Consider the following 25,727-nt stretch of genomic DNA (forward strand, 5'->3'; position numbering starts at 1 on the left):
TTAAAAATTATATATCGTTTTTAGAAGTATTAGTACAAATACATAATCCTACGTATAAAGGGGGTGTTATAATGAAAGAAACAATTCTTAATTTTTATAAATCTATTTATCCCAATACATATCATATAGAAGATGCAGCAATGGATTGTCACATTCGAGGTGGTAAGGAATTAGATACTTTCATAGAAGCCGGTAGAGAATTATGTAAAGAAGGTAATTTACAATTTATTCGCCGTGATGTGTATGCTTATAATGATGATCACGAAGATGTTGTGGGAATTTATAAAGGGTACCGCAAATCCTTTGGTTTCGTTATTACTGGACCTGATGAAGAGGACGTGTATATAGCAGAGTACAATAAAGGCACCGCTATGCACAATGATAAAGTTCGGGTGCGCATCATAAAGTCTAAAGATAGTCGGCATAAACGAGAAGGTGTCATTACTTCTGTTTTAGAAAGAGCTAATGAAACAGTAGTAGGTACCTACGATCGACAACGCAATTTTGGATTTGTCATTCCTGATGATGAACGATTGGGCACGGATATATTCGTTGATTTGCAACATACTTTAGATGCTCGTAGTGGTGCAAAAGTTCTCGTGAAAATTATGAAATGGCCTGATGGGGATAAGAAACCAGAAGGTATGATTATAGAAGTCTTAGGTTATAAAGGTGATATTGGCCTAGATATTAATTGTATTATGGCAGAGCATCATATTCCATTTTCTTTTCCAGAAAACGTCATTAAAGCTAGCAAGCACATTGATATGACTATACATGATGATTCCAATCGTTGGGATTTGCGCCATATTCCGATGGTGACTATCGACGGTGAAGATGCAAAAGACCTAGATGATGCTGTTAGTGGTCGCAAATTAGATAATGGAAATTATGAATTAGGAGTTCACATTGCGGATGTAAGCCATTATGTGGAATCACAAAAAGCTATCGACAAAGAAGCTTATGACCGTGGTACTTCCGTATATTTGGTAGATAGAGTGATTCCTATGTTGCCAGAATCTTTGTCAAACGGCATTTGTAGTTTGAATGCAGGTGAAGACCGATATGCTATGACATGTATGATGGAAATCAATCAAGCTGGTAAGGTAGTGGATTATCATATTCAACCGTCCATTATTCATGTAAATAGACGGTGTAGTTATAAGGAAGTATACAAAGCATTAGCTGAGGATATTATACCTGAAGATTTATTGCCTCTAATGCCGATGCTCAAGGATTTAGCATGCATTGCAGAAAATCTTCGCGCTATGCGCTATCGCCGTGGTGCTCTTGATTTTGATTTTCCTGAATATAAGGTACTTCTTGACCATGATGGAACACCACTTCGCATTGTGAAACGAGAACGGACTCTGGCAGAGCGATTAATCGAAGAGTGTATGCTCATTGCCAATGAAACGGTAGCGACTCATTTAAAAAATACTCATCGTCCAAGTGTTTATCGTATTCATGAAGTGCCAAGTGATGAAAAAATGGAATTATTCCAAAAGGTGCTTAATTACTTAGGTCAAAATATACGGCTTAATGGGGAAACTTTAGAACCACGTCAATTTCAATATATTTTAGATACTGTTAAGGGTACAGATATTGAACAAGTGACACAAATTATGACTTTGCGGTCTATGCAACAGGCAAAATATAGTACTGACAATGTAGGACATTTTGGTTTGGCCTCTACATGTTATACACATTTTACATCGCCTATACGACGGTATCCTGATTTGATGGTGCATCGTTTGTTAAAGGCGGATATGAATTGGCGTAATGGATATAGTAAACGAGATACTACTGCGGAATTTTTAGTGAGGGCAGCGGAACATTCATCGTTAAAGGAACAAGATGCAGTATCTGCTGAACGGGATACGGTAGATCTTAAAAAGACTCAATATATGGTGCCTTTTATAGGTGAAGTTTTTGAAGGAACAATTTCTAGTATTACATCATTTGGTATGTTCGTTGAATTAGAAAACGGTATTGATGGACTTGTGCATATGAGCATGATGACGGATGACTATTATTTCTATGATGAAGAACATTTTGTTCTCGTAGGCAAACGGACAGGTAAAATTTATCGATTAGGAGAGACGGTAACTGTTACCTTGGTGAAAGCAGATGTAGAAAAACGTCAAATTGATTTTGTTCTTGGTGAAGTTGATAATTTAATGAAAATCCAAGAAGAAATGAATATCTCTAGTTCTTATGTATCTAAACGTGAAAAAAATCCATTAGGACGTACTAGTAGCAGCAAACAATTGAAACGGCGTGGTAGAAAGTCCAATAGTGGTAAATCGAGTGGACGAAAATCTAGAAAAATAAGTACGAAATGCAATGCTGTAGGAAAATCAAAACATAAAAAAGGAAAAAAACGTAAACGATAAGAGGAGATTATGGCAAAACAAAATTCACCATCGTTAATTGCAGATAATAGAAAAGCTCGTCATGATTATCATATTCATGAAACCTATGAAGCAGGTATTGCCTTAACAGGGACGGAAATAAAATCTATACGACAAGGAAAATTGAATTTAAAAGATAGTTTTATTCGTATCCATAATGGGGAAATGCTTCTCATGGGTGTTCATATTAGCCCTTATGAACAAGGCAATCGTTTTAATCACGAGCCGGAACGAACAAGAAAATTATTGATGCATCGCAAAGAAATCGATAAGCTCTTTGGTCAAGTTAAAGAAAAGGGATTTTCTCTCATTCCTTTGAATTTTCATTTTAGTCGTGGTTATGTAAAGGTTACGGTAGGTTTAGTAACCGGTAAGAAAAATTACGATAAACGTCAAGATATGGCGGAACGTGATGCAAAACGAGATATTGCAAAACGATTAAAAGAACAACAAAAATATTGATGCTTTATATCGCATAAAGCCTATATAATAGGGGATGGTTACATTGTAACTATCCTCTATTTTTTACACCTTATTGTTAACTGATTTTAATAAAAGTGGTTGATAAAAATTTCGCATGTTTATATAATGTAAACAAGTAATATTTTTTTAGTTAACAAAATTGGTGTTATGAGGTGGGTATTATGAATCAAATTCGACAAATTACGGAAATTGGTATTTTAACGGCTATGATTACTATATTAGGGGCAATTAAGATTCCTAATTTAGTACCAGGTATTGAATTTCAATTATCTGCGCCTTTGGCTGTTGCTATATGTGCTGTATTTGGTTTTAAGAAATATATTATTAGTGGCTGTTTGTCCAGTTTGATAGGATTAGCTTTGGGGACTCAAACATTGCTAAGTGTAGCTATAGCTATGCAATTTAGATTAATTGTTGGATTCATACTTTGGATTTGTCATAATCATATGGCTAGTATTGTTATCAGTGGACCTATTGCATCTGCATTAGCAAGAATAACTTTGTCTGTTTATGTAGGTAAAGGTGCATTAGCTATGGTAATGCTTGCCGTACCAGGTATGATTTTTACGGCTCTCGCAGCGCCTGTTATGGTGAAAGTATTTAAAAAGGTAGTGTCTATGGCAGAACATAGTGTACCTCGTAAACTCCTTCGTTAGCCTATATTCTTTAATGGTTTTTATAGATGTATATCTGTAGATAATCGAAGATATAAGAGTTCTAGAATAATACATGTGAAGAATTATAGTCATAGTGAGGGTAGGCGAACGATAGTGAATACATTATATAGTATTCGTATGCGCAGTGCGGAAGGTGGTGCCCATGAGCACGGTGGGCGTCATATTTCCGGTGCTGAGCGTATTGTAGATGAAAAAACGTTGAAAATAATAGCTCAACAATTGATTGATAGAGCATTACATCATAGTAAAGGAACTGCAGATTTTATTAATATATGTATAGAGAAAATTGAACCCCATCAAATTCAGTATATACGACCATTAGCTGTTGCTATTTACGAGTCGAATACTATTGATGAATCTCATGCGTTGGCGAAAGATTTGCTGTGCCAATCTGTTTCGGCAAAGGCGGTAGAGTGTGCATTTTCTTTTTTACAAAGCTTAAATACGAATATGCGTGGCGCGATATTGTTGGATAGTCAAACTGGAGAACGACTAGATAGAACAGGACAGAAAGGTATTCGCGTTACGAGGATGGATGTAATAGGTAAACATCCTAGTTATATCGTTACAACAGATAATACGGAAATTCCTGTTAATACCCATTTAGCAGAGGCGTTAGTATTAGCATCTAAAGTACAATCCTGTAAGGGGATCGTTGGAGAACTTTGTTGGTCAGATGATCCAGATTATACAGTTGGTTATGTAGCCTGCAATGGCAAATATCATCGATTGCAGCACATGAAGCCTTTGGGAAGTGAGATAGGTGGTCGTGTATTTTTTATAGATAGTCATGTTTCAGTAGAAAGTGTTGAGTCTTATTTGGAATCACAAGCTGTTTTAGTCACATGGCAAGATAGATGACAACAACGCAATCTAGATAGCCGTAAATAAATTATTGGGATGTTTCATCTATAATAGTTAACAACTTATAGGAATCGTTATATGAATTATGATATATATTTTAAAACCAAATTAGAAGAAAAACATAAAGAGAATAATTTGCGGAGTTTAAAATCGTACACCCCTATTAATGCAGTTACTGTACGTTGGGATGGAAAAGATTATTTGATGATGGCATCCAACAATTATTTAGGACTAACACATCATCCACAAGTACAGCAAGCTGCTGTGGATGCAAGTAGAAGATATGGTACTGGCTCTGGCGGTGCTAGATTGACATCGGGGACATTCCCATTGTTTACAGAGCTTGAGCAGGAATTAGCAAGATGTAAAGGTACGGAATCAGCTTTGGTTTTTAATACTGGATATATGGCTAATGTAGGTACTATTAGTGCAATAGCAAATAAAGAATGGGTTATTGTCAGTGATGAATTAAATCATGCCAGTATTATAGATGGATGCCGTTTAAGCGGTGCTACCATTGAACGATATAAACATAAAGATGTGGAAGAGGTAGAATTTTTATTACAAAAATATAGGGGCGCTCGTATTTTGCTTATTACGGATAGTGTATTTAGTATGGATGGTGATATTGCCCCTTTACATGATTTGCAACGATTATCTCGAGATTATCATGCTTTGCTCATGGTCGATGATGCTCATGCAACAGGTGTCATTGGACATGGTATAGCTGACTATTATGATATCCATGATGTAGATATTCAACTTGGTACATTGAGCAAAGCATTAGGTTCCGTAGGTGGATTTGTAGCGGCTTCTCGTAATATAATCGAATATTTAATCAATTATAGTCGTAGTTTTATATTTTCTACTGCATTATCACCAGCGGATATCGGCGCTGCATTAGCTGCACTTCGTATCATCGAAACGGATAGAACCTTGATCTCGAAACTGCAAGATAATTCGCGATATATGGCATCTAAGCTTATTGAATTAGGGATTCCCTGTGATGACGAAACACCTATTTTTCCCATTGTAATCGGTGATAATGAAAAAACATTGCGCGCTGCCATGGAGCTTCAAGATAAGGGGATTATTATAACGGCTATTCGCCCACCTACAGTGCCTGTTGGTGAAAGTAGACTGCGCCTTACCGTTACGGCAGCTCATAGTAGAGAACAATTGGACTATGTTGCATCAGCATTGGATGAAACATTGTAAGCGATTTTGTAATAGTAAGAATTAATTGTATAAATAACTATAAAAATAAAACATATTATTATTTGATCTTTTTTATACAGCATTATTTGTATATTACTATGATAATATTATATATGTTTTATCATATGTATGGTGTGCAGGTATTGACAGATATTTTTTAGAGGAGTATTATTATAAGACCAACAACCTATGGGGATGTAAAGGTTTCGACAGGGGTGCGTGTGGTATAGATAGCGAGTCGGCATTCCATGAGGCCGTTAAACGGTGGGAAAACATTTAAACGCAGAAGAAAATTTTGCATTAGCTGCATAAGCTACGTCCCTCATACTTGTGCCTACCAAGTGTGAATGGACGTCAAACCGTAGGCTGGCTTAATTTAGTTGTTCATATGAATTAGGCGAGAACTTATGAACTGGAGTTTCGTAGTTTGTCTGTGAGCGATAGGAACTTGAGATTTAAATCATAGACTGCACTCGGAGAAGTCTATATGGCAACACTTTTGGACAGGAGTTCGACTCTCCTCATCTCCACCAAATATTTCGCGCTAGCTCATTTTGATGAGTTAGCGCTTTTTATATATCTGAAATTATAAGAATTGTTAACTAATCTAGTATGTATGTTTAAATCGGGGTTATAGGACAAAATTGAGTCTATAGGAGAAGGTGTGTTATTTTATAAGCAATAATAATTATATAAGATTCTTCTCGTAGATTACTAAAGAGATGTTTTTGTGTACACAGATTTATAATTTTGTCAACAAGATATAGCGGTAATATTGCATACAATTAAACGTCTAAAAAGTTAGGTTTTATCTATGTTTGTAAAACATTTTGAAACGCTAGTTTTCTTGACTTTACACAATGAATCGAGTACAATGTATTGAGATATTTATGAATTTGGATATTATGAATATTTCTTTGTGTTATGAAAAGGAGTACATGTCATGAAGTTTCGTTATTCACGCATGTTAGCAGTGTTAGCTGTATCCGCCTTGCTCGTCACTGGTTGTGGAAGCCAACAGCAGACGGCGCAAGATGTAGCTGTTAATTCTTATAAGGTTATGTCGGAAAATACACAGCTTAACAATACATATACAGGTACAGTGGTAGCAGAAAACTCGGTAGCTGTTCATGCTCGTGTGACTGGTTATGTTGTGGAAAAATATGTTAAAGGTGGAGAGCAAGTCGTTGAAGGGCAACCATTGTATAGAATTGATTCTCGCCAATATGAATCTAATGTAGCATCTGCAGAAGCTAATGTGGCAAAAGCGGATGCAGACTTGAAAAACTCAGAAATTGATTTGAATCGTTATCAAATTTTGGCAAACCAAGATGCTATTGCTCGCCAACGCGTAGATACACAGCGTTCTGCTACTGAACAAGCAAGAGCAGTATATGAGGCGCAACAAGCCGCATTAAAAATCGCTCAAGATAATTTAGGTGACACCATCGTATATGCACCATACTCCGGTACGCTTCGTATGGATGATGTAGATTTGGGAACTTTTGTTACTGCTGGTTCTACCACATTGGTAACCATCGATTCTATCGATCCAATCTTTGTTGAGTTTAGTATGACTGAACCTGAGTATCTTGAATTCATGGCTAATAATGCTGGAGATGAAAACAGCGGTACTAATCTTAAATTGATTTTAGCTAATGGAGAAGAATATAAAGGTGGTGTAGGTGCTGTTGTACAAGCTGCTAAGAGCTTAGATAATTCTACAGGAAAATTGGTATTAAAAGCATCGTTCCCTAATCCAGATCATTTATTGTTACCTAATATGTATGCTACTGTAGTATCTCCAGGTGCACCACTAACAAATGCATTGTTGATACCTACTCGTAGTATCCAACAAATTATGGATAAAAACTTTGTCTTTGTTATCGGTGCTGATGGAACTGTAACTCAAAAAGCAGTTGAACTTGGTGGCACAAGCGGTGCTTTCACAATCATCAAATCTGGCCTTGCTGACGGTGATGAAATCGTTGTAGATGGTTTAACAAAAGTAAGAAATGGTGTAAAAGTACAAGCTCAACCATTGACTAAATCACAACTTGAATCTGCAAAACAATAGGAGGTAAGTCGTGTCGAAATTCTTTATTAATCGACCTATCTTTGCCATCGTAATCGCTATTATGATTACCTTGGCAGGTCTTATCTCTATGGTAAACCTTCCGATAGCTCGATATCCTCAAATTGCACCTCCTACAGTACGTGTAAGTGCGGCCTATACAGGTGCGACGGCACAGGTCGTAAATGATACTGTAGCCAGTGTTATTGAAACACAAATCGTCGGTGTTCAAGATTTGGACTATATGACATCAAATAGTTCTAATAGTGGTAGCTATTCCTTGACACTACAATTCTCTCAAGAAAGTGATGCCGACATGGATACGGTTAATACACAAAACCGTGTACAAGCTGCATTATCTCAATTGCCATCTGAAGTTCAACAAATTGGTGTAACTACTACTAAATCTTCTGGTGATATGGCATATATCTTTTCTTTGATTTCACCTAACGGTACATTTGATAAAACATTCCTTAAAAATTATGGTACAAACTACCTTATGGATGCTATCAAAGCTGTAAAAGGTGTTGGCTCTGTACAAGAGTTTGGATCAGATTTTGCTATGCGAATCTGGCTTGATCCAGCGAAAATGCAGAAATTTGGCGTCACTATATCGGATGTAACAGCAGCTATCAAAGGGCAGAATCTACAAGCTGCAGCTGGTACCGTAGGTCAAAATCCTACAAATGGTGAACAAGCATTTCAATATCCAATCAAAGTGGATGGACGTCTTGTAACACCAGAACAATTTGGGAATATTGCTATTTCTGTATCAAATGGCACAACATTACATTTAAAAGATATATCTCGTATTGATATAGGGGCGAAAGGTTATGATTTTGAACCTAAAGCATCCTTTGCCTCTAAAGATGAAGATGGCAGTGTAATATATTCTAAATCATTACCATCTGCAGGTTTTGCTATTTCCTTACAAAATGATGCTAATGCGTTGGAAACTATTGCCAATATCCAATCATTGTTGACGGAAGAATCCAAGTCATTTCCTAGTGATTTAGAATATCGAGAAGTAATTGATAATACGAAATTTGTTCGTGCCTCTATTAATGAAGTAGAACATACTTTCTTTGAAGCATTATTGCTCGTTCTCGTTGTAGTATATGTATTCTTACAATCTTGGCGATCTACAATTATTCCTATGATTGCCGTGCCAGTATCTCTACTAGGTACATTTGGTGCCTTTGTCTTGTTGAATTTCTCTATTAATACATTGACGTTATTCGCCATGGTATTGGCTATCGGCCTTGTAGTTGACGATGCAATCGTAGTAGTAGAAGCAGTAGAATACGAGTTAAAATACAATGGTTTGCCTCCAAAAGAGGCCGCTATTAAAGCTATGGAAAATGTACAAGGTCCAGTTATAGGTATCGCTTTCGTACTGATGGCTGTATTTATCCCAGTTGCTTTCATGGGCGGTATGACTGGTATTCTGTACAAACAGTTTGCCTTAACAATTGCTGTATCGGTTGCGATTTCTGCAGTAGTAGCATTGATATTAACACCAGCACTTTGTGCGATTATGTTAAAACCACATATGCAAAGTGAACATGAAAATTTTGTACATCGTCAATTAAACAAATTTAATGTAGCATTAGAAACATTCTCCGATTGGTATGGTAAAATGTTGGCTCGTTTAAGCCAACGGTTAAGCTTAACTATTATTGCTTTGATTATCTTTGCTGGGGGGACGGCTGCTGTATTTTCTGTGTTGCCAACTAGTTTTGTGCCAGAAGAAGATAGTGGATATTATATTATTGCCGTTAATGGACCTCCGGGAGCGACAACGGAGAGAACTGTACAATCTCTCGAAAAGATTCGACAATTTATAGAAACTACTCCAGGGGTAAGAGATAATTTTTCACAAATCTTTACCGTATCAGGTTTTGACTTGCTAGGAGGAGGACAAAAATCTAGTGCTGGCGCTATTTTTGCTGTATTAAATGATTGGGATACACGGCCAAATAAAAATCAATCAGTAAATGCTATGATTGGTGCTACCTTTGGTTTTGCCGGTAAGGGTGTACCTGAAGCATCTGTAGTAGCTTTGAATCCGCCATCCATTCCTGGTTTGGGTAATACAGGTGGTTTTAGTATGTATATCATCAACAAAGCTGGTGATAGTGCTCAAGTTATGGCAGAAAGAGCTAATGAATTTATTGCAGAAGCTCGTAAGAGTCCTGCTATTCAATCTATTTACACGACTTTTGATACTACAACTCCATCATTGCAATTTGATATTAATCGTGAGAAAGCAGCGCAAGACGGTGTAGCTTTGTCTGATATCTTTACAGCTTTACAAGGGTTCTATGGTAGTATCCAAGTTAACGATTACACTTCATATGGTAAAAACTATAAAGTAGTGGTTCAAGCGGAAGATAGTTATCGACAAAATGCAGATAACTTAAATATGATCGCTGTTCGTAATAGCAAGGGGCAAATGGTGTCCGTAGCTAACTATATCACAAAAGAACAAACTGGTACGCCATCTTCCATTACTCGTTTTGATAATGCTATGGCTGTTCAAATCGGTGGTTCCCAAGCAACTGGATACTCTTCTGGGGATGCTATTGTAGCTTTACAAGATGCAGCAGCTCGCACATTACCACAAGGTTATACCTATGATTGGGCTGGTCAATCTCGTGAAGAGTTAAAAGCCGGTTCACAAACTTTACTGATTCTTGGTCTTGGTTTAACCTTTGTATTCTTGATTCTTGCAGCACTGTATGAATCTTGGAAGGTTCCATTTGCCGTATTATTCTCTGTACCATCTGGTATGATTGGTGCTGCACTTGTACCATATTTGTTGAATTTTACTGGTAGTTACAATCTTGCAAATGATATTTATATGCAGATTGGTCTCTTAACTTTGGTCGGATTGGCTGCAAAAAATGCTATCTTGATTATCGAATACGCTAAGATTCGTGTTGATGAGCGAGGTATGGATATTGTAGATGCGGCGATTGAAGCATCTAAAATCCGTTTACGCCCAATTTTGATGACTTCTTTTGCATTCATTTTAGGTGTATTGCCATTGGCTGTTTCTAGTGGAGCTGGTTCTGGTGCTCGTACTTCTATGGGGATTACTGTAGTAGCTGGTATGACAACGGCAACCCTATTTGGTATATTTATCATTCCTATGCTATTCATTATTGTTGAGAAAATTGGTCCTGGTTTCTTTACTAAGAAAAATAAAAACTAGTCTAATTTCATAACACAAGAAAACACGCTAATACTCTTGTATTAGCGTGTTTTTTTGTACAGTTTATGGTATAATATGTACGTTAAAAATCGTCATTATCGTATAAACGATACTAGTAAATAAAAGAGGTAAACACATGAGTGATGTATTAACATTTGTAGCGGGCCATAAAAGCCCTGACACTGATTCTGTATGTTCTGCCATTGCATACGCAAATTTTTTAACTCAAATGGGGACAGCAGCTACACCAGTATGCGCTGGTTCAGTTAATAAAGAAACAGCATATGCTTTAGCACATTTTGGTTTTGAGCATCCGCAAATCGTAACTAATTGGGAAGAATTTGCTCCCAATGGTGGTAATTTATATTTAACCGATCACAATGAATCTAAACAAATCATAGATGGCTTCAAATCTATGAATATTTGTGGCGTTATCGATCATCATCGCATTGGTGATTTCGAAACAGAGGGTCCTGTATTTATTCGCATGGAACCAGTTGGTTGCACTAATACTATTTTGACTAAGCTTTATGTAGAAAATAATCAAGAAATTCCTCAAAATGTAGCAGGTTTAATGTTGTCTGCTATTATTTCTGATACTGTTTTATTCCGCTCTCCAACATGTACTGAAACTGATAAGGAAATGGCATATAAATTGGCGGATATTGCTGGTGTAGATATCGAAGCTTATGGTCTTGATATGTTGAAAGCTGGTGCTGATATTTCCGATTTATCTAATGACGATATTGTTCGTACCGACATGAAAGAATTCTCTGAAGCAGGACAAACGATTTCTATCGGTCAAATCTCTGTTATGGATACTACCGATATATTAACTAAACAAGGTGAACTTGTGGCTGCTCTTGAATCATTACGCGCTTCTAATAACTATGCTGCTTCCTATATTATGATTACTAATATTCTTGATGAAAGTACAACTTTGCTATACAGCGGTAATGTAGATGCAGTGGTAACCAAAGCATTCGGTAAAGAAATTAAAGATAATGGCGTATTTTTGCCTAATACAATGTCTCGTAAAAAACAAATCGTACCACCAATCCTAGGGGCGATGAAATAATAAAATATCAACAGATTGTAATTAGATTATGCATATTACAGCTCTATGATATTTCTAGGCAGGTAAAATAATAAAAACGTTGCTGGTAGCAACGTTTTTATTATATGTGACTATATTATCCTTCTAAAGGTTATTGTAAAGCTTGTAGAATAGTTTTTATAGTTCATATAATATTCAATTAGACTATATGAGTAGTTTATAAAATTATAGAGAACTAATATACGAGAAAAAAGGAGTGTTTATGCAATCACTATTAGATGGTTTAAACCGTGAACAAGCACAGGCAGTGCAGCATACAGAGGGGCCTTTACTGATTTTGGCTGGTGCTGGATCTGGTAAAACTAAAGTTCTTACTGTGCGTATTGCTTACTTATTATCACAAGGTGTAAATCCTTATGAAATACTAGCTATTACTTTCACCAATAAAGCTGCTAAAGAGATGAAAAGCCGTGTTGAAAGCTTAGTAGGGGATGTGGCAAATCGAATTTGGCTCAGCACATTTCATAGTTTTTGTGCAAAATTTCTTCGTTTTGAATTAGATAATTTCCTTGGCTATAACAGCAATTTTACGATTTATGATACATCTGATTCTCAAGCCGTTATTAAGGCTGCTTTAAAAGCTTTGAATTTGGATGATAAATACTATCCTGTTGGTGCTATGATCGGTGCTATCTCTGATGCCAAAAATAAGTTGCTCTTTGCTTCAGATTTTAGAAAGCAAGCCAAAGATTTTTATCAACAAAAAGTAGCAGATGTATATGAGTATTACGAACGGGAGCTACGTAAAAATAATGCTCTCGATTTTGATGATTTGTTGTTGGTAGCCGTTAAATTATTGCAAACTAATGCAGCAGTGCTCGATAAATACAGTAAACGATTCCGATATGTTATGATCGACGAGTATCAAGATACAAACCATGCACAATATTTATTGGCTTCCTTGTTGAGCAGTCATTGGAAGAATATCGCCGTCGTAGGTGACGCAGATCAAAGTATTTATGCTTGGCGTGGTGCAGATATTCAAAATATTTTAGATTTTGAAAAGGATTATCCTAATTGCACATCTATTAAATTAGAACAAAATTATCGCTCTACTAAAATTATATTAGATGCTGCTAATGCAGTCATTGATAATAACGAAGATCGCCCAGAAAAGAATTTGTGGACGGATAAAACAGAAGGGGCTAAAATTCAACATTTTACGGCACAATCGGAACATGAAGAGGCCGCTTTCATAGGCGATATGATTGTGAAAAAACATGATATTCACGGCATACCTTATGGTGATATGGCTATTTTATACCGTACCAATGCACAATCTCGTGTGCTTGAAGAGGGGCTTATTAAACGGGCATTACCATATACGATGGTAGGCGGTACTAAATTCTACGATCGTAAGGAGATTAAAGATGTGCTCGCTTATTTACGCGTTCTCTACAATCCTTTTGATGATTTAAGCCTGTTGCGTATTATCAATGTGCCTAAACGTAGTATTGGAGCCATTACGGTATCGAAATTACAAGACTATGCTCGGACCAATGGAACGTCCCTGTTTATGACGTTAACACAATTGCACTTAGTAGATTCTATTAAAGGAAAAACAAAGGAAAAACTAGAAGAATTTGGTATTTTAATCTTTACATTAGTTGCTGAAATGGATGATAAATCGGTTCTGGATATTTTAGAGGCTATACTTGATAGAACGGGGTACTTAGCACAATTAGAAGAGAGTACAGACCCACAGGATCAAGCTCGTGCTGAGAATATTGGTGAGCTTTTATCTGTAGCAAAAGACTTCCAAGATACAAATCCTACTGGTACTGTGGAGGATTTCTTGGAACAAGTAGCCCTCGTTAATGACGTAGATTCTTTTGAGCAGGAAGAATCCAAAGTAACACTTATGACATTACATGCTGCAAAAGGTCTCGAATTTCCTATCGTATTCCTCTGTGGTTTAGAAGAAGGATTATTCCCTCACAGTCGCACTTTGATGAATCCAGAGGAAATTGAAGAAGAACGACGTTTGGCATATGTAGGTATTACACGGGCAGAAAAAGAGTTATTTATATCAAATGCTACTACGCGTACTGTATTTGGTCGCACTAGTGCGTATTTACCATCTCGATTTATTGATGAAATTCCAGCGGAATTAATCGATGGATTGCGTGCAAAACGTAAAGTTCCAGATGATATTAAACGCCATGTACCTCAACATATGTCCGTTACTAGTCGTCCTGTAACAAAACCGATTATTCGAAACGAAGTGATTGCAGACTGGAAAATAGGTGATACAGCGCTTCATAGTAAATGGGGAAATGGTAAAGTGGTAGGTGTAGATGGACAAGGAGCAGGAATGAAATTAACCATAGAATTTCCGACTCAAGGTGTACGTGTAGTGATGGCTAAATTTGCGCCCGTAAAAAAAGTTTAGACACTTATAGATATGTATTTGTATTAGTTACATTAAGAATGTAACAACAATTATATCAGTCTCTAATGTTTATTATTACAATAGGGTGAAATATGAATATAAAACAGAAAATTGAAATATTACAACATGAATTAACACATGCACAATACTTATATTATGTAAAAGATGCGCCTCTCATGAGTGATTATGAATATGATCAAAAATATAGAGAATTAGTTAATCTAGAGACTGCTCACCCAGAATATATAGTTTCTTCTTCACCAACACAGCGTATAGGATTAAAGGTAGAAGGTCCTTTTGATAAAGTTGTTCATGGACGTCCTATGTTGAGCCTTTCCAATGTGTTTAACGCTGATGAAGTACGGGGATTCGATAATCGTATTACAAAGGAGTTAGGTCGTAGAACATCAGGGTATGTGGTGGAACTCAAAATCGATGGACTAGCAGTAAATTTACATTATGAACATGGTGTTCTTATACGTGCCGTTACACGTGGTGATGGCCGGGTAGGGGAAGATGTGACCGCTAATGTGCGTACTATAAAATCCATACCATTATATTTAGAAAATGCTCCTGATTTCATTGAAATTCGCGGTGAAGCGTATATGCCACACAGTGAATTTAAGCGCATTAATGAAGAGCGTGATGAAGAGGGTTTACCTACCTTTGTGAATCCACGTAATGCAGCAGCAGGTTCCTTGCGTCAACAAGATCCGGCCATCACGGCAAATCGTAATTTAGCTTTTTTTGCTTATGCTATAGGTTCTGAAGCTGGTGCTAACATTCACACGCAACAGGAATTATTACATCGGTTAGAAGACTTTCATTTTTCGGTAAACCCTCATTATCGCTTATGCCATACAGTAGACGAAATAATTGAAGCTATTGATTATTGGAATATAAAGCGCCATGAATTACCATATGATACGGATGGCATGGTTATTAAAGTCAATGATTTTGATGATCAAGAAATCCTAGGATCTACAGCAAAAGATCCTAAATGGGCAACAGCTTTCAAATATGCGCCAGAAGAAGTGGAAACTATTGTTAAAGACATTACGATTAATGTTGGACGCACAGGTGTTCTAACACCAACTGGTGAGTTGGAACCAGTATTCGTGTCTGGTACTAATGTGAAACGAGTTACATTACACAATCAAGATTTCATTACGGAAAAAGATATTCGTATTGGTGATCATGTTGTGATTCATAAGGCAGCAGAAATCATTCCAGAAGTCATTCGCGTATTAACGGATAAACGCACTGGCACAGAGGAACCATTTGTTATTCCTAACACTTGTCCTGTATGTGAATCCCCAACAGTGCGTCGTGACGGTGAGGCAGCCATTCGTTGTACGAATGCATATTGCCCAGCTATTGAAAAAGAACAAATCATCCATTTTGCTTCCCGTGATGCTATGAATATTGACGGCTTAGGTCCATCTATCGTAGAAAATCTCATCAGTTATAAACTTATTAAAAATGTGGTAGATCTCTATCATCTTACCGTAGATGATTTAGTAATCATGGAGCGAATGGGTAAAAAATCGGCAGAAAATCTTGTAAAAGCTATCGCCGATTCTAAAACAAGGGGATTAGACCGCGTATTATATGGTCTCGGGATTCGTTTAATCGGTTCTAAAGCGGCATCAACTATTGCTAGTGTTGTAGGCTCTATGGACAGATTTTTAACGATTACAAAAGAAGAGCTTATAGCTGTAGAGGAAATAGGTCCTACTATGGCGGATAGTATTGTCGATTACAGGAATAATCCACAACATATTGCAATTATCAATGGATTAATGCAAGCAGGCCTTACTATGACTGTAAACGTGGCAGATGAGATAGGTAATGAAATGGACGGCGAAATTGTTGTCCTTACAGGAAAACTAGAATCGATGGGGCGCAGTGAAGCTAGTAAGATTTTAGAATCTCATGGTGCAAAGGTGACTGGTTCTGTATCCAAAAAAACGACCCTCGTTGTAGCTGGTGAAGACAGTGGCAGTAAATTAGCTAAGGCTAATGAACTAGGCATTCGCGTAATAAATGAAGAAGAATTATTAGCGCTTATCAAATCGTGGTCTTAATATAATAAACAGATATAGATTTGTTAAACCATGAAATTAGAAATGCTAATTTTTATGGATTATGCTTGATAAGTTTAGTAAATTATACTGATTATTTAAATTAACTTTCATAAATGATATAATGGTAAATCATGAAAGGATGTGGACCGATGAAAATCAGCCAAGACGAAATAAAAAAAATCGCATTTCTATCTCGATTAGAAGTGAAAGAAAACAATATGGCTAATATAGAAAAAGAATTATCCGATATTCTTACATATGTAGCAGAATTGAATGAATTAGATTTAGATGGTGTAGAACCAATGGCACATGCTGTACCATTACATAATGTGTTTAGAGAAGATGAGGAGAAACCATCTCTTGCTCACGATTTAGCATTATCGAATGCACCGGAAGCTGAAGATGGGTATTTCAAAGTGCCTCGCGTTGTACAAGAATAGGAGGTTTCACAGTGGCAACGATTCATGAATTACATACTCAATTAGTGAATAAAAACATTAGCGCTGTGGAATTGACACAAGCGGTAATCGCTCATAAAGCAAAGGTAGAGCCAATAGTACATGCGTATTTATCTGACTCACATGAAAGTGCATTAGCTACTGCTAAAGCAGTAGATGAAGCTATTGCAAAAGGGGAAACTATTTCTCCATTAGCCGGCATACCTGGGGCTATCAAAGACAATATTTGTATTAAAGACGAGCCAGCCACTTGTGCTTCTAGAATGCTTGAGCATTTCATTCCACCATATAATGCATCTGTTATTGAGCAATTACAAAACCAACATTTTGTTAACCTTGGCAAACTCAATATGGATGAATTCGCTATGGGTGGATCTACAGAAAATTCTGCATTGGCAAAAACAGCGAACCCTTGGAATACGGACTGTGTACCAGGTGGTTCCTCTGGCGGTAGTGCAGCAGCTGTATCCAGCGGTTCTGCTATTTGGGCGCTCGGTTCTGATACCGGCGGTTCCATTCGTCAACCAGCGTCTTTTTGTGGCGTAGTAGGTTTAAAACCGACTTATGGCAATGTATCTCGTTACGGTTTGATTGCCTTTGCATCTTCTTTGGACCAAATTGGGCCATTGACGCGTGATGTAACAGATGCGGCTCTCGTATTGAATGCGATTTCCGGTCATGACCCTAAGGATTCTACATCTATTCCTGGTAATCGTGTAGATTACACTACAGCTCTCGTTAATGATGTAAAAAATCTTAAAATCGGCGTGCCAAAGGAATTTTTTGGTGATGGCTTAAGTGCAGATGTACGAAAAGCTATGGATGAAGCTATTGAAACGTATAAGAAATTAGGAGCTGAAATTGTTGAGGTTTCATTGCCTAATAGTAAATATGCTTTATCTGCGTATTATATTATCGCCTTAGCAGAAGCAAGCTCTAACTTAGCTCGTTATGATGGTGTTAGTTATGGTATGCGAGTAGCAGCGGATAATTTAGTAGAAATGTCTACTAAAACTCGTACAGAAGGTTTCGGTCCAGAAGTACAACGCCGTATCTTGCTTGGTACATATGTATTGAGCTCCGGTTATTATGATGCATACTATTTGAAAGCCCTCAAAGTACGTCGCCTTATTAAGAATGAATTTGATGAAGCATTCTCTAAAGTCGATTTACTTTTATCTCCTACAGCGCCAAATACAGCCTATAAGTTTGGTGAAAAAGTAAATGATCCATTGGCTATGTACTTGGAAGATATTTGCACAGTACCTGCTAACTTGGCGGGTATTCCTGGCATTAGCATTCCAGCTGGTATGTCTAGCAATAACTTGCCAATTGGTCTGCAATTACTCGGTCCTGCTATGGGGGAAGAAACATTGCTTCGTGCAGCGTTTACCTTTGAACAAGCTAGACCAGATTGTCAATTAGTAGCACCAACTGGGGAGGTTTCTTTATGAGCAGTAAATACGAAACAGTCATTGGTTTAGAGGTTCATACAGAACTTAAAACTAAGACTAAAATTTTCTGTGGTTGTACTACCGAGTTTGGTGGTGACCAAAATACACATGTATGTCCAGTATGTTTGGGTTTACCTGGTGCTATGCCTGTGCTTAATAAAAAGGTAGTTGAATATGCCATCAAAGTAGGCTTAGCACTTAATTGCGATATTTTGCAATTTAATAAATTTGATCGTAAAAACTACTATTATCCAGATTTGCCTAAAAACTATCAAACATCTCAATATGATTTGCCAATTTGTTTGAATGGATATTTAGATATTGAAGTTGATGGTCAAACAAAACGCATCGGCATTACTCGTATTCATATGGAAGAAGATGCAGGTAAACTTGTTCATAGTGGTAACACTATTTCAGACTCCAATTCGTCTAATGTTGATTACAATCGTACAGGTGTTCCATTGCTAGAAATCGTATCTGAACCAGATCTTCGTTCCGGTGCAGAAGCAAAAGCCTATGTGGAAAAATTACGTTCCATTCTACAATATTTAGAAGTATCTGATGGACGTATGGAGGAAGGTTCTTTGCGATGTGATGCGAATGTATCTGTTCGCCTTCGCGGTGCTACAGAGTTTGGTACTCGTACAGAAACAAAGAATGTTAACTCCTTAACAGGTATTCAAAAAGCTATCGAGTATGAAGCATTACGTCAAGCACAACTCATTGAAGATGGGGGGACGGTATGTCAAGAAACTCGTACATGGGATGATGCGCAAGGTATTACTTTGGCAATGCGGAAAAAAGATTCCGAAGACGATTATCGGTATTTCCCAGAGCCAGACTTAGTACCAATCGTGATTACTGAAGAGGAAATTAACGATGCTCGGGCTAATTTACCAGAATTACCAGACGCAAAAATTGCACGTTTTATATCTGAGTATGGTTTATCTACAGCTGATAGTACTATTTTAACAGCATCTCGTAAAACAGCTGATTATTTGGATGCTGCTGTGAAAGCTGGCGCCGATGCAAAAACGGTATCTAATTGGATGTTAGGTGACCTTTCTAAGATGATTAATGAAAATGGCTTAACCTTTGGTGAGTCTAAAGTAAGTCCAGAAAATTTGGCATCTATGATTGCTCTTATCGATAAAGGAACTATTTCTGGCAAAATTGCGAAAAAAGTTATCGTATCTATGTGGGAATCTGGTAAAGATGCTGACACTATTGTTAAAGAAGAAGGGTTAGTACAAATTACAGATACTGGTGCTATTGAAGAAATAGTGAAACAAGTGATTGCAAATAATCCACAACCAGTAGCAGACTTTAAAGGTGGCAATGGCAAAGCTATTGGATTCCTTGTAGGTCAAGTCATGAAAGAATCTAAAGGCCGTGCAAATCCAGGTATGGTTAACGAATTGTTACAAAAATTCTTAAACGACTAATGTAATGCTGTTGTTTTTGCTATAATGCATAGGCAAATAGATATTCTATCTATTTGCCTATGACTATATATTATATAAAGAATATTTTATTATAGATATTCAGAGTTATGTAACTAAATCAAGTCATAGGTTGCTATTTTGTTCTATAGGAATAGAATATGGATAATCAAAATTACACAAATCAAAATGATAATAGTAAAACGCGTGTTCTCAGTGATGATGAGCGTCGTCAATTTGATGGTATTACCATTGAAGAATCTGCTGGTGATGTAAAGGTAGACGAAACACCAACCTTTGAGCAAGAGCGGACTCAATATGAGCAAGGGTATGAACAATTTGGAAGCCCACGAGTAAAAGTCATTCACCTAGGCGGATCCAGTTGGTTGAGCCGTATTATACTAATCGCCATATTGGCAGCTATTGCAGCAGCAATTATTTTCTTCGGTGGTATTATTGTTACTATTATCGGTGTTGTTATGCTCGTTGGTGCTATCATCTCCTTCATCTTTGGTCTGTTCTAGCAATATATGCTATAATATTAATATTGTACTAGACGGTGGCATATCCATTCGATGATGATGAGGTAATATGAACGTAGTTTTATCAACATTAAACTCAAAATTTATACATTCCTCACTAGCTTTGAGATATCTTAAGGCTTATGGTGAGGCCCATGGACAGGCATACGATATAGTGGAATACACTATTAATATGCCTGTTTTGCATATTCTTAATGACATTACAGAGCGTACCATCGATGTGTTAGGATTTGCTTGCTATATTTGGAATATAGAAATGACCCTTCATGTAGTAGATCTTGTGAAAGCTGTACGTCCAGATATTAAAATTGTATTGGGAGGCCCCGAGGTTTCATTTACAGCTGATGAACTACTAACAGAATGCACTAATGTTGATTACATCGTGCAAGGTGAAGGAGAAGAAGCTTTTTATCATTTAATTAGTGCTCTACAAGCAGGTAAAGACGGTTTAGAATCTGAAATTTCAGGTATCCGTGGACGCCATAGTAGTGGTGAATTGAAAGGTTCTACTCAGGTGGTAGAAGTTAAAGATTTATCTACTATTCCCTTTCCATATACTGAAAAAGATATGGCTGATTTAGAGCATAAAATTATGTACTACGAATCTTCTCGTGGATGTCCATTTTCCTGTCAATATTGTTTATCTGGTAATAAAAATACAGTACGATTCTTTCCATTAGAAAGAACGCTAAAAGAGTTACAATGGTTTATGGATCATGGGGTAAAGCAAATTAAATTTGTGGATCGTACATTTAACTGTGCTCCTCATCATCATAGACCGTTGATGGAATTTATTCGTGATGCAAAAACGAATACGAATTTCCATTTAGAAATGGAACCGGAATTGATGACGGAGTGGGAAACTAATTTGTTAAGTACGACCCCAGCAGGACGTATTCAAATTGAAGTAGGCGTACAGAGTACACATAAGAAAACTTTAGATGCCATCAATCGCTACAATGATTGGCTATACATTCAACAATCTATTCGTCCTATTATTGAAGCTGGTAATACTCATGTACATATGGACTTAATTGTAGGATTACCTTATGAAGATTTTGACCGATTTGGACAATCTTTCAATGATTTGTTTAGTTTGCAACCTCATGCACTTCAAATTGGATTTTTAAAACTGTTAAAGGGATCTGGCGTACGCCGTATGAATGAATACAATTATGTGTATGATCCATTGGCACCTTATGAAGTGTTGAGTACCCATGTGTTGCCTTATGATAAAATTCGTTTTTTGAAACATTTTGAAGATGTATTTGAGAGATTCTATAATAGTGAACGGTTTAGAACTGTATTCGGTTATATTGGAAAACAATTGATTACTGGAACTGCAGATGCTTTTTCTTATTTCTGTGATATGACACAGGTCTGGATTAATGAAGGCAATCACAAGGTTAATTTAAAAGAAATCGATCAAATCGAATTTTTGTATCGCTATTTTCTATCTAAAGGTGATACAGTGGCAGCAGAATTATTGCAATACGATACATTGGTAAGTTATCGAGGTAAGGTGCGCAGTGAAGCTGTTGGTTTGCCAAAGCAAACGAAGGAACTCCTTCAAGCAGGGGAAGCCTTCTGGCGTAACGAAGCGGTAGCTAGTGAATATATTCCTAATTACAGGTTTAAAGAATGGCGTAGAATTCGTCAACAATATGTAGAAATGACCATGAGTCGTCATACAGCAGAATATTTAGAGATTCAGCAAATTCCAGATGGTAATTTTACTGTTATTATCGATGTAAATAGAGAGGTCCATCCATTTATACGACCTAATGTATAAGCATTAATCTATATATGAATAGTTTTATGTGCAAATGGAATATTTTTATTAATATTATTAGAATATCAATAGTTAATACATATATGTAATAGACCTGTAAAGGAGGACTATGACAGATACAACGAGACCTAAGCGTTATCGCATGGTATCAAAATATTATAAAGAACATTATGGGGAAAAAGTATATAAATTACCTGTAGCATTGCCGTTAACTTGTCCTAATCGAGATGGTTCTGTTGGCATAGGGGGCTGTACATTCTGTGGAGAAATCGGTGCTGGTTATGAAAATAGACCGTCTTGGATGACCGTAGCCATGCAGTTAGAAGAAAATATTGCTCATATTGGGCCAAAATATAAGGCAAAAAAATTTATTCCTTATTATCAAAATTTTAGTAATACTTATTTACCTCCAGTGGATTTCAAATCTTATATGGAGCAAGGTTGTATTGAATCAGCGGTAGGTATTGCTATCGCTACGCGTCCTGATTGTATTGCAGATGAATATCTCAATATATTACAAGATATTAAAGAACGCTTTCATAAAGATATTTATATTGAACTAGGCTTACAAACCGTTAACTACCATACATTGGAGAAGATTAATCGCGGTCATGATTTAGCTCAGTTTATCGACGCGGTATTGCGTATTAAGCGCTACGGATTCAATATAACAACCCATATGATTGTTAATTTACCTTGGGATACAATGGAAGATACTATCGAAGGAGCAAAGATACTTTCATCATTAGGCGTGGATCAAGTAAAACTACATGCTCTTTATATTGTAAAAGATACTTTGATGGCAAAATGGTATAAAGAAGGTCAATTTACATTGATTAGTGCCGAAGAATATGCAGATCGCGTTGTACAGTTTGTGCGCCATTTACATCCAGATATTGTGCTACAACGATTGGTGGGACGGGCACCAGAGGATAATACATTATTCACAAATTGGTCCATGGGCTGGTGGCGTGTACAAGATTTGATTGACAATAAATTAGATGAATTAGACGCCCATCAAGGCGATTTATGTGACTATTTAAATGGTAAAGCAGTACGTAGATTTATTGATTAGGAGATGCTTATGAGCGAATTAGTATTTACATTTCCTACTTATGACCTAGCACAATCTATATTAGGTCAACATAATCGATATTTACAAATGATGTTAGAAGTCATTCCTTGTAACGTGGTAGCCCGCGGTGACACGGTAGTGATTAAAGGTGATGAAGAGCCTGTTAATGCATTGTATCGTACATTAGAGGAGCTTGTATTTTTATATCGTGAAGGTAGTACTATTTCTGAATCACAAGTTCGTATTGCAGCCAAGCTAGTGTTGCAAGGTAAAGCCGATGCAGTTCATACTATGTTTGAAGATACATTATCTGTAACGATGCGGGGTAAGAATATTACGCCGAAAACGGAAGGTCAAAAACAATATGTAGATAGCATCCGAAAAAATACTATAACCTTTGGTATTGGTCCAGCCGGTACAGGGAAAACCTTTTTGGCGGTAGCTTTGGCATCTTTCTATTTAAAAAATCGAAATGTAGATAAAATCATTCTTACAAGACCTGCTGTAGAGGCGGGAGAACGATTGGGTTTTTTGCCAGGTGAATTACAAGAGAAAGTAGATCCATATTTGCGTCCTCTTTACGATGCTCTCCATGAAATGTTCGGTATTGAGCAGGTGCAACGATTTATGGAAAAAGGCACTATTGAAGTAGCGCCTTTGGCATATATGCGGGGCCGTACATTAGAAAATGCTTTTGTTATTCTCGACGAAGCACAAAATACGACAGCCGAGCAAATGAAGATGTTTTTAACTCGTTTAGGCAATAATTCTAAAATGGTTGTAAACGGAGATAAAACTCAAATCGATTTGCCACCTCGCATCACCTCTGGTTTGGGAGAAGCGGAAAAAGTATTGAAAAACATTCATGGCATTAATATGGTATATTTTACAGACCAAGACGTAGTGCGCCATGATTTAGTCGGTCGCATTGTGAAGGCTTATGATGCGTATCATGAACAAAGAGCGAAAGAAGTGTAATATGCATATACATATCAGTTACGATGAAGGCATAAAACAAGATACAGCTATTGAATCAATCATTCAAAAGGTATGTGACGAAGTGAGTCGTGTTTATGGCCTCGATGATGATGAATTGAGTATCTTGTTGTGTAACAATGAAAAAATCCATGAACTTAATAAAGAGTATCGTGGCATTGATAGACCTACTGATGTTTTATCCTTTGCTCTCAACGAAGGGGAAGACTATGATGGTAGTGAAGCGGAAAATCACCTCTTGGGAGATATGATTATTTCCCTTGAGAAAACGAAGGAACAAGCCATTGAATATGGACATAGTTTTGAACGGGAATTGGCGTATTTAACGACTCATAGCTGTTTACATATCTTAGGTTATGACCATATGACAGATGAAGATAAAAAAGAAATGCGCATGGAAGAAGAATTTGTGCTTTCCAATTTAGGTTATGTACGAGAGGATCAACCGTATAATGAATAATAATGAACATTTTAAATCTGGTTTTGTCGCTGTTGTAGGACGTCCTAATGTAGGAAAATCTACTATGATTAATGCTCTTATTGGCGATAAAATCGCTATTGTTTCCGATAAGGCACAAACCACACGTAACCGTATTATTTGTGTTTATACAGACGAAGAGAAACAAATTGTATTTATGGATACACCAGGTGTACATAAACCAAAACACAAACTTGGGGAGTTTATGGTAGATGCAGCTATTGCATCTTTAAAAGAAACAGAAGCTGTTTTATTTGTCGTAGCAGGCAATGAGAAACGTGGGCCTGGTGATGATTTTATTATCGAACAATTACGCAAAGTAAAGGTACCGGTATTTTTAGTTGTTAACAAAATCGATACCTTGAAGAAAGATGAGCTCATTGCAGCTATTGCTTCTTATGGAGATTTTGACTTTGCTGGTGTCATTCCTATTTCTGCAAAGGATAAAGAAAATCTTCCTGAATTGTTAAAAGTACTAGGCGAATACTTGCCAGAAGGCCCTCAGTATTTCCCAGAAGATATGATTACAGACCAACCGGAGCGCCTTATCATTTCCGATATTGTACGAGAAAAGATTCTTTTAGCTACACGTGATGAAATTCCTCATGCCATCGCTGTAGATGTGGACGAAATGAAAACACGTCCCGATGGTACCACTTATATACGTGCTACTATTTATTGTGAGCGAGATTCTCAAAAAGGAATTATTATAGGCAATAAAGGGGCTTTGTTACGTAAAATTGGCGCTGAAGCACGTGTGGATATTGAACGCTTATTAGCTACAAAGGTATATCTAGATTTATGGGTAAAAGTGAAAAAGGATTGGCGCAATAAATCAGGTATGTTATCCGAATTAGGGTATAAGTAATAATGTTTATTTTAAACGAAATATTTATATATTCTCATATGTGAGATTCTATTTTATGTATTTAAATGTAAGAATATCA

Annotated in this window: 19 protein-coding genes and 1 other RNA gene; all 20 read left to right on the forward strand. The window is 36.8% G+C overall.

The window, feature by feature from the left end; all coding sequences use genetic code 11:
- Positions 1-71 precede the first annotated feature (71 nt).
- The 20 genes from rnr (at position 72) to era (ending at position 25,648) form a co-directional block, all read left to right on the forward strand.
- The gene (gene rnr, locus EO120_RS00655) at positions 72-2,396 is read left to right on the forward strand and encodes a ribonuclease R (protein ID WP_127133579.1); all 2,325 of its coding nucleotides are present in this window, start codon (positions 72-74) and stop codon (positions 2,394-2,396) included.
- 9 nt (positions 2,397-2,405) lie between these two features.
- Positions 2,406-2,876: an SsrA-binding protein SmpB gene (gene smpB / locus EO120_RS00660; protein WP_127133580.1), complete on the forward strand. Its 471-nt coding sequence runs from the start codon at positions 2,406-2,408 to the stop codon at positions 2,874-2,876.
- Between the two features lie 182 nt (positions 2,877-3,058).
- A complete protein-coding gene (locus tag EO120_RS00665; protein ID WP_127133581.1) occupies positions 3,059-3,553 on the forward strand; it encodes a hypothetical protein in 495 nt (164 codons plus the stop codon).
- A 114-nt stretch (positions 3,554-3,667) separates the two neighbouring features.
- Positions 3,668-4,435 (forward strand): 6-carboxyhexanoate--CoA ligase, encoded by a 768-nt coding sequence (locus EO120_RS00670; protein ID WP_127133582.1) that lies wholly within the window; start codon positions 3,668-3,670, stop codon positions 4,433-4,435.
- 81 nt (positions 4,436-4,516) lie between these two features.
- Positions 4,517-5,656: an 8-amino-7-oxononanoate synthase gene (gene bioF / locus EO120_RS00675; RefSeq protein ID WP_127133583.1), complete on the forward strand. Its 1,140-nt coding sequence runs from the start codon at positions 4,517-4,519 to the stop codon at positions 5,654-5,656.
- 191 nt (positions 5,657-5,847) lie between these two features.
- Positions 5,848-6,189: a transfer-messenger RNA gene (gene ssrA / locus EO120_RS00680) on the forward strand.
- Between the two features lie 410 nt (positions 6,190-6,599).
- Entirely contained in the window at positions 6,600-7,733 is a 1,134-nt protein-coding gene (locus EO120_RS00685; RefSeq protein ID WP_127133584.1) for an efflux RND transporter periplasmic adaptor subunit, read from the forward strand.
- A gap of 10 nt (positions 7,734-7,743) precedes the next feature.
- On the forward strand, positions 7,744-10,947 hold the full coding sequence (locus tag EO120_RS00690) for an efflux RND transporter permease subunit (RefSeq protein WP_127133585.1): 3,204 nt from the start codon (positions 7,744-7,746) through the stop codon (positions 10,945-10,947).
- A gap of 136 nt (positions 10,948-11,083) precedes the next feature.
- Positions 11,084-12,025 carry a manganese-dependent inorganic pyrophosphatase gene (locus EO120_RS00695; RefSeq protein WP_127133586.1) on the forward strand — a complete coding sequence of 314 codons (942 nt, stop codon included), beginning with the start codon at positions 11,084-11,086 and terminating at the stop codon, positions 12,023-12,025.
- 241 nt (positions 12,026-12,266) lie between these two features.
- Positions 12,267-14,456 (forward strand): DNA helicase PcrA, encoded by a 2,190-nt coding sequence (gene pcrA, locus EO120_RS00700; protein WP_127133587.1) that lies wholly within the window; start codon positions 12,267-12,269, stop codon positions 14,454-14,456.
- Between the two features lie 92 nt (positions 14,457-14,548).
- Complete coding sequence (gene ligA / locus EO120_RS00705) at positions 14,549-16,543, forward strand: NAD-dependent DNA ligase LigA (RefSeq protein ID WP_127133588.1); 1,995 nt, start codon at positions 14,549-14,551, stop codon at positions 16,541-16,543.
- Positions 16,544-16,692: 149 nt separating this feature from the next.
- Positions 16,693-16,983 carry an Asp-tRNA(Asn)/Glu-tRNA(Gln) amidotransferase subunit GatC gene (gene gatC / locus EO120_RS00710; RefSeq protein WP_127133589.1) on the forward strand — a complete coding sequence of 97 codons (291 nt, stop codon included), beginning with the start codon at positions 16,693-16,695 and terminating at the stop codon, positions 16,981-16,983.
- Positions 16,984-16,994: 11 nt separating this feature from the next.
- The gene (gene gatA / locus EO120_RS00715) at positions 16,995-18,455 is read left to right on the forward strand and encodes an Asp-tRNA(Asn)/Glu-tRNA(Gln) amidotransferase subunit GatA (protein WP_127133590.1); all 1,461 of its coding nucleotides are present in this window, start codon (positions 16,995-16,997) and stop codon (positions 18,453-18,455) included.
- Positions 18,452-19,900 (forward strand): Asp-tRNA(Asn)/Glu-tRNA(Gln) amidotransferase subunit GatB, encoded by a 1,449-nt coding sequence (gene gatB / locus EO120_RS00720; protein WP_127133591.1) that lies wholly within the window; start codon positions 18,452-18,454, stop codon positions 19,898-19,900. The genes gatA and gatB overlap by 4 nt, the downstream gene beginning before the upstream one ends.
- Before the next feature lie 158 nt (positions 19,901-20,058).
- Complete coding sequence (locus EO120_RS00725; protein WP_127133592.1) at positions 20,059-20,421, forward strand: DUF4229 domain-containing protein; 363 nt, start codon at positions 20,059-20,061, stop codon at positions 20,419-20,421.
- 67 nt (positions 20,422-20,488) lie between these two features.
- Positions 20,489-22,231, forward strand: coding sequence for a B12-binding domain-containing radical SAM protein (locus tag EO120_RS00730; RefSeq protein WP_127133593.1), 1,743 nt, complete (start codon positions 20,489-20,491; stop codon positions 22,229-22,231).
- A gap of 109 nt (positions 22,232-22,340) precedes the next feature.
- Entirely contained in the window at positions 22,341-23,306 is a 966-nt protein-coding gene (gene mnmL / locus EO120_RS00735; protein WP_127133594.1) for a tRNA modification radical SAM protein MnmL/YtqA, read from the forward strand.
- Between the two features lie 9 nt (positions 23,307-23,315).
- Positions 23,316-24,284 (forward strand): PhoH family protein, encoded by a 969-nt coding sequence (locus EO120_RS00740; RefSeq protein ID WP_127133595.1) that lies wholly within the window; start codon positions 23,316-23,318, stop codon positions 24,282-24,284.
- Between the two features lies 1 nt (position 24,285).
- Positions 24,286-24,762, forward strand: coding sequence for an rRNA maturation RNase YbeY (ybeY, locus tag EO120_RS00745; RefSeq protein ID WP_127133596.1), 477 nt, complete (start codon positions 24,286-24,288; stop codon positions 24,760-24,762).
- Positions 24,755-25,648: a GTPase Era gene (era, locus tag EO120_RS00750; protein ID WP_127133597.1), complete on the forward strand. Its 894-nt coding sequence runs from the start codon at positions 24,755-24,757 to the stop codon at positions 25,646-25,648. Before ybeY ends, era begins: the two co-directional genes overlap by 8 nt.
- Positions 25,649-25,727 lie beyond the last annotated feature (79 nt).

Source organism: Veillonella caviae (genome assembly GCF_003992125.1).
Lineage (GTDB): Bacteria > Bacillota > Negativicutes > Veillonellales > Veillonellaceae > Veillonella > Veillonella caviae.

What these genes read in the sequence shown, in the direction of transcription:
- rnr (WP_127133579.1), top strand. Translation starts at nt 72, where the DNA reads ATGAAAGAAACAATTCTTAATTTTTATAAATCTATTTATCCCAATACA.
- smpB (WP_127133580.1), top strand. Translation starts at nt 2,406, where the DNA reads ATGGCAAAACAAAATTCACCATCGTTAATTGCAGATAATAGAAAAGCT.
- EO120_RS00665 (WP_127133581.1), top strand. Translation starts at nt 3,059, where the DNA reads ATGAATCAAATTCGACAAATTACGGAAATTGGTATTTTAACGGCTATG.
- bioF (WP_127133583.1), top strand. Translation starts at nt 4,517, where the DNA reads ATGAATTATGATATATATTTTAAAACCAAATTAGAAGAAAAACATAAA.
- EO120_RS00685 (WP_127133584.1), top strand. Translation starts at nt 6,600, where the DNA reads ATGAAGTTTCGTTATTCACGCATGTTAGCAGTGTTAGCTGTATCCGCC.
- EO120_RS00695 (WP_127133586.1), top strand. Translation starts at nt 11,084, where the DNA reads ATGAGTGATGTATTAACATTTGTAGCGGGCCATAAAAGCCCTGACACT.
- pcrA (WP_127133587.1), top strand. Translation starts at nt 12,267, where the DNA reads ATGCAATCACTATTAGATGGTTTAAACCGTGAACAAGCACAGGCAGTG.
- ligA (WP_127133588.1), top strand. Translation starts at nt 14,549, where the DNA reads ATGAATATAAAACAGAAAATTGAAATATTACAACATGAATTAACACAT.
- gatC (WP_127133589.1), top strand. Translation starts at nt 16,693, where the DNA reads ATGAAAATCAGCCAAGACGAAATAAAAAAAATCGCATTTCTATCTCGA.
- gatB (WP_127133591.1), top strand. Translation starts at nt 18,452, where the DNA reads ATGAGCAGTAAATACGAAACAGTCATTGGTTTAGAGGTTCATACAGAA.
- EO120_RS00725 (WP_127133592.1), top strand. Translation starts at nt 20,059, where the DNA reads ATGGATAATCAAAATTACACAAATCAAAATGATAATAGTAAAACGCGT.
- EO120_RS00730 (WP_127133593.1), top strand. Translation starts at nt 20,489, where the DNA reads ATGAACGTAGTTTTATCAACATTAAACTCAAAATTTATACATTCCTCA.
- mnmL (WP_127133594.1), top strand. Translation starts at nt 22,341, where the DNA reads ATGACAGATACAACGAGACCTAAGCGTTATCGCATGGTATCAAAATAT.
- EO120_RS00740 (WP_127133595.1), top strand. Translation starts at nt 23,316, where the DNA reads ATGAGCGAATTAGTATTTACATTTCCTACTTATGACCTAGCACAATCT.
- ybeY (WP_127133596.1), top strand. Translation starts at nt 24,286, where the DNA reads ATGCATATACATATCAGTTACGATGAAGGCATAAAACAAGATACAGCT.
- era (WP_127133597.1), top strand. Translation starts at nt 24,755, where the DNA reads ATGAATAATAATGAACATTTTAAATCTGGTTTTGTCGCTGTTGTAGGA.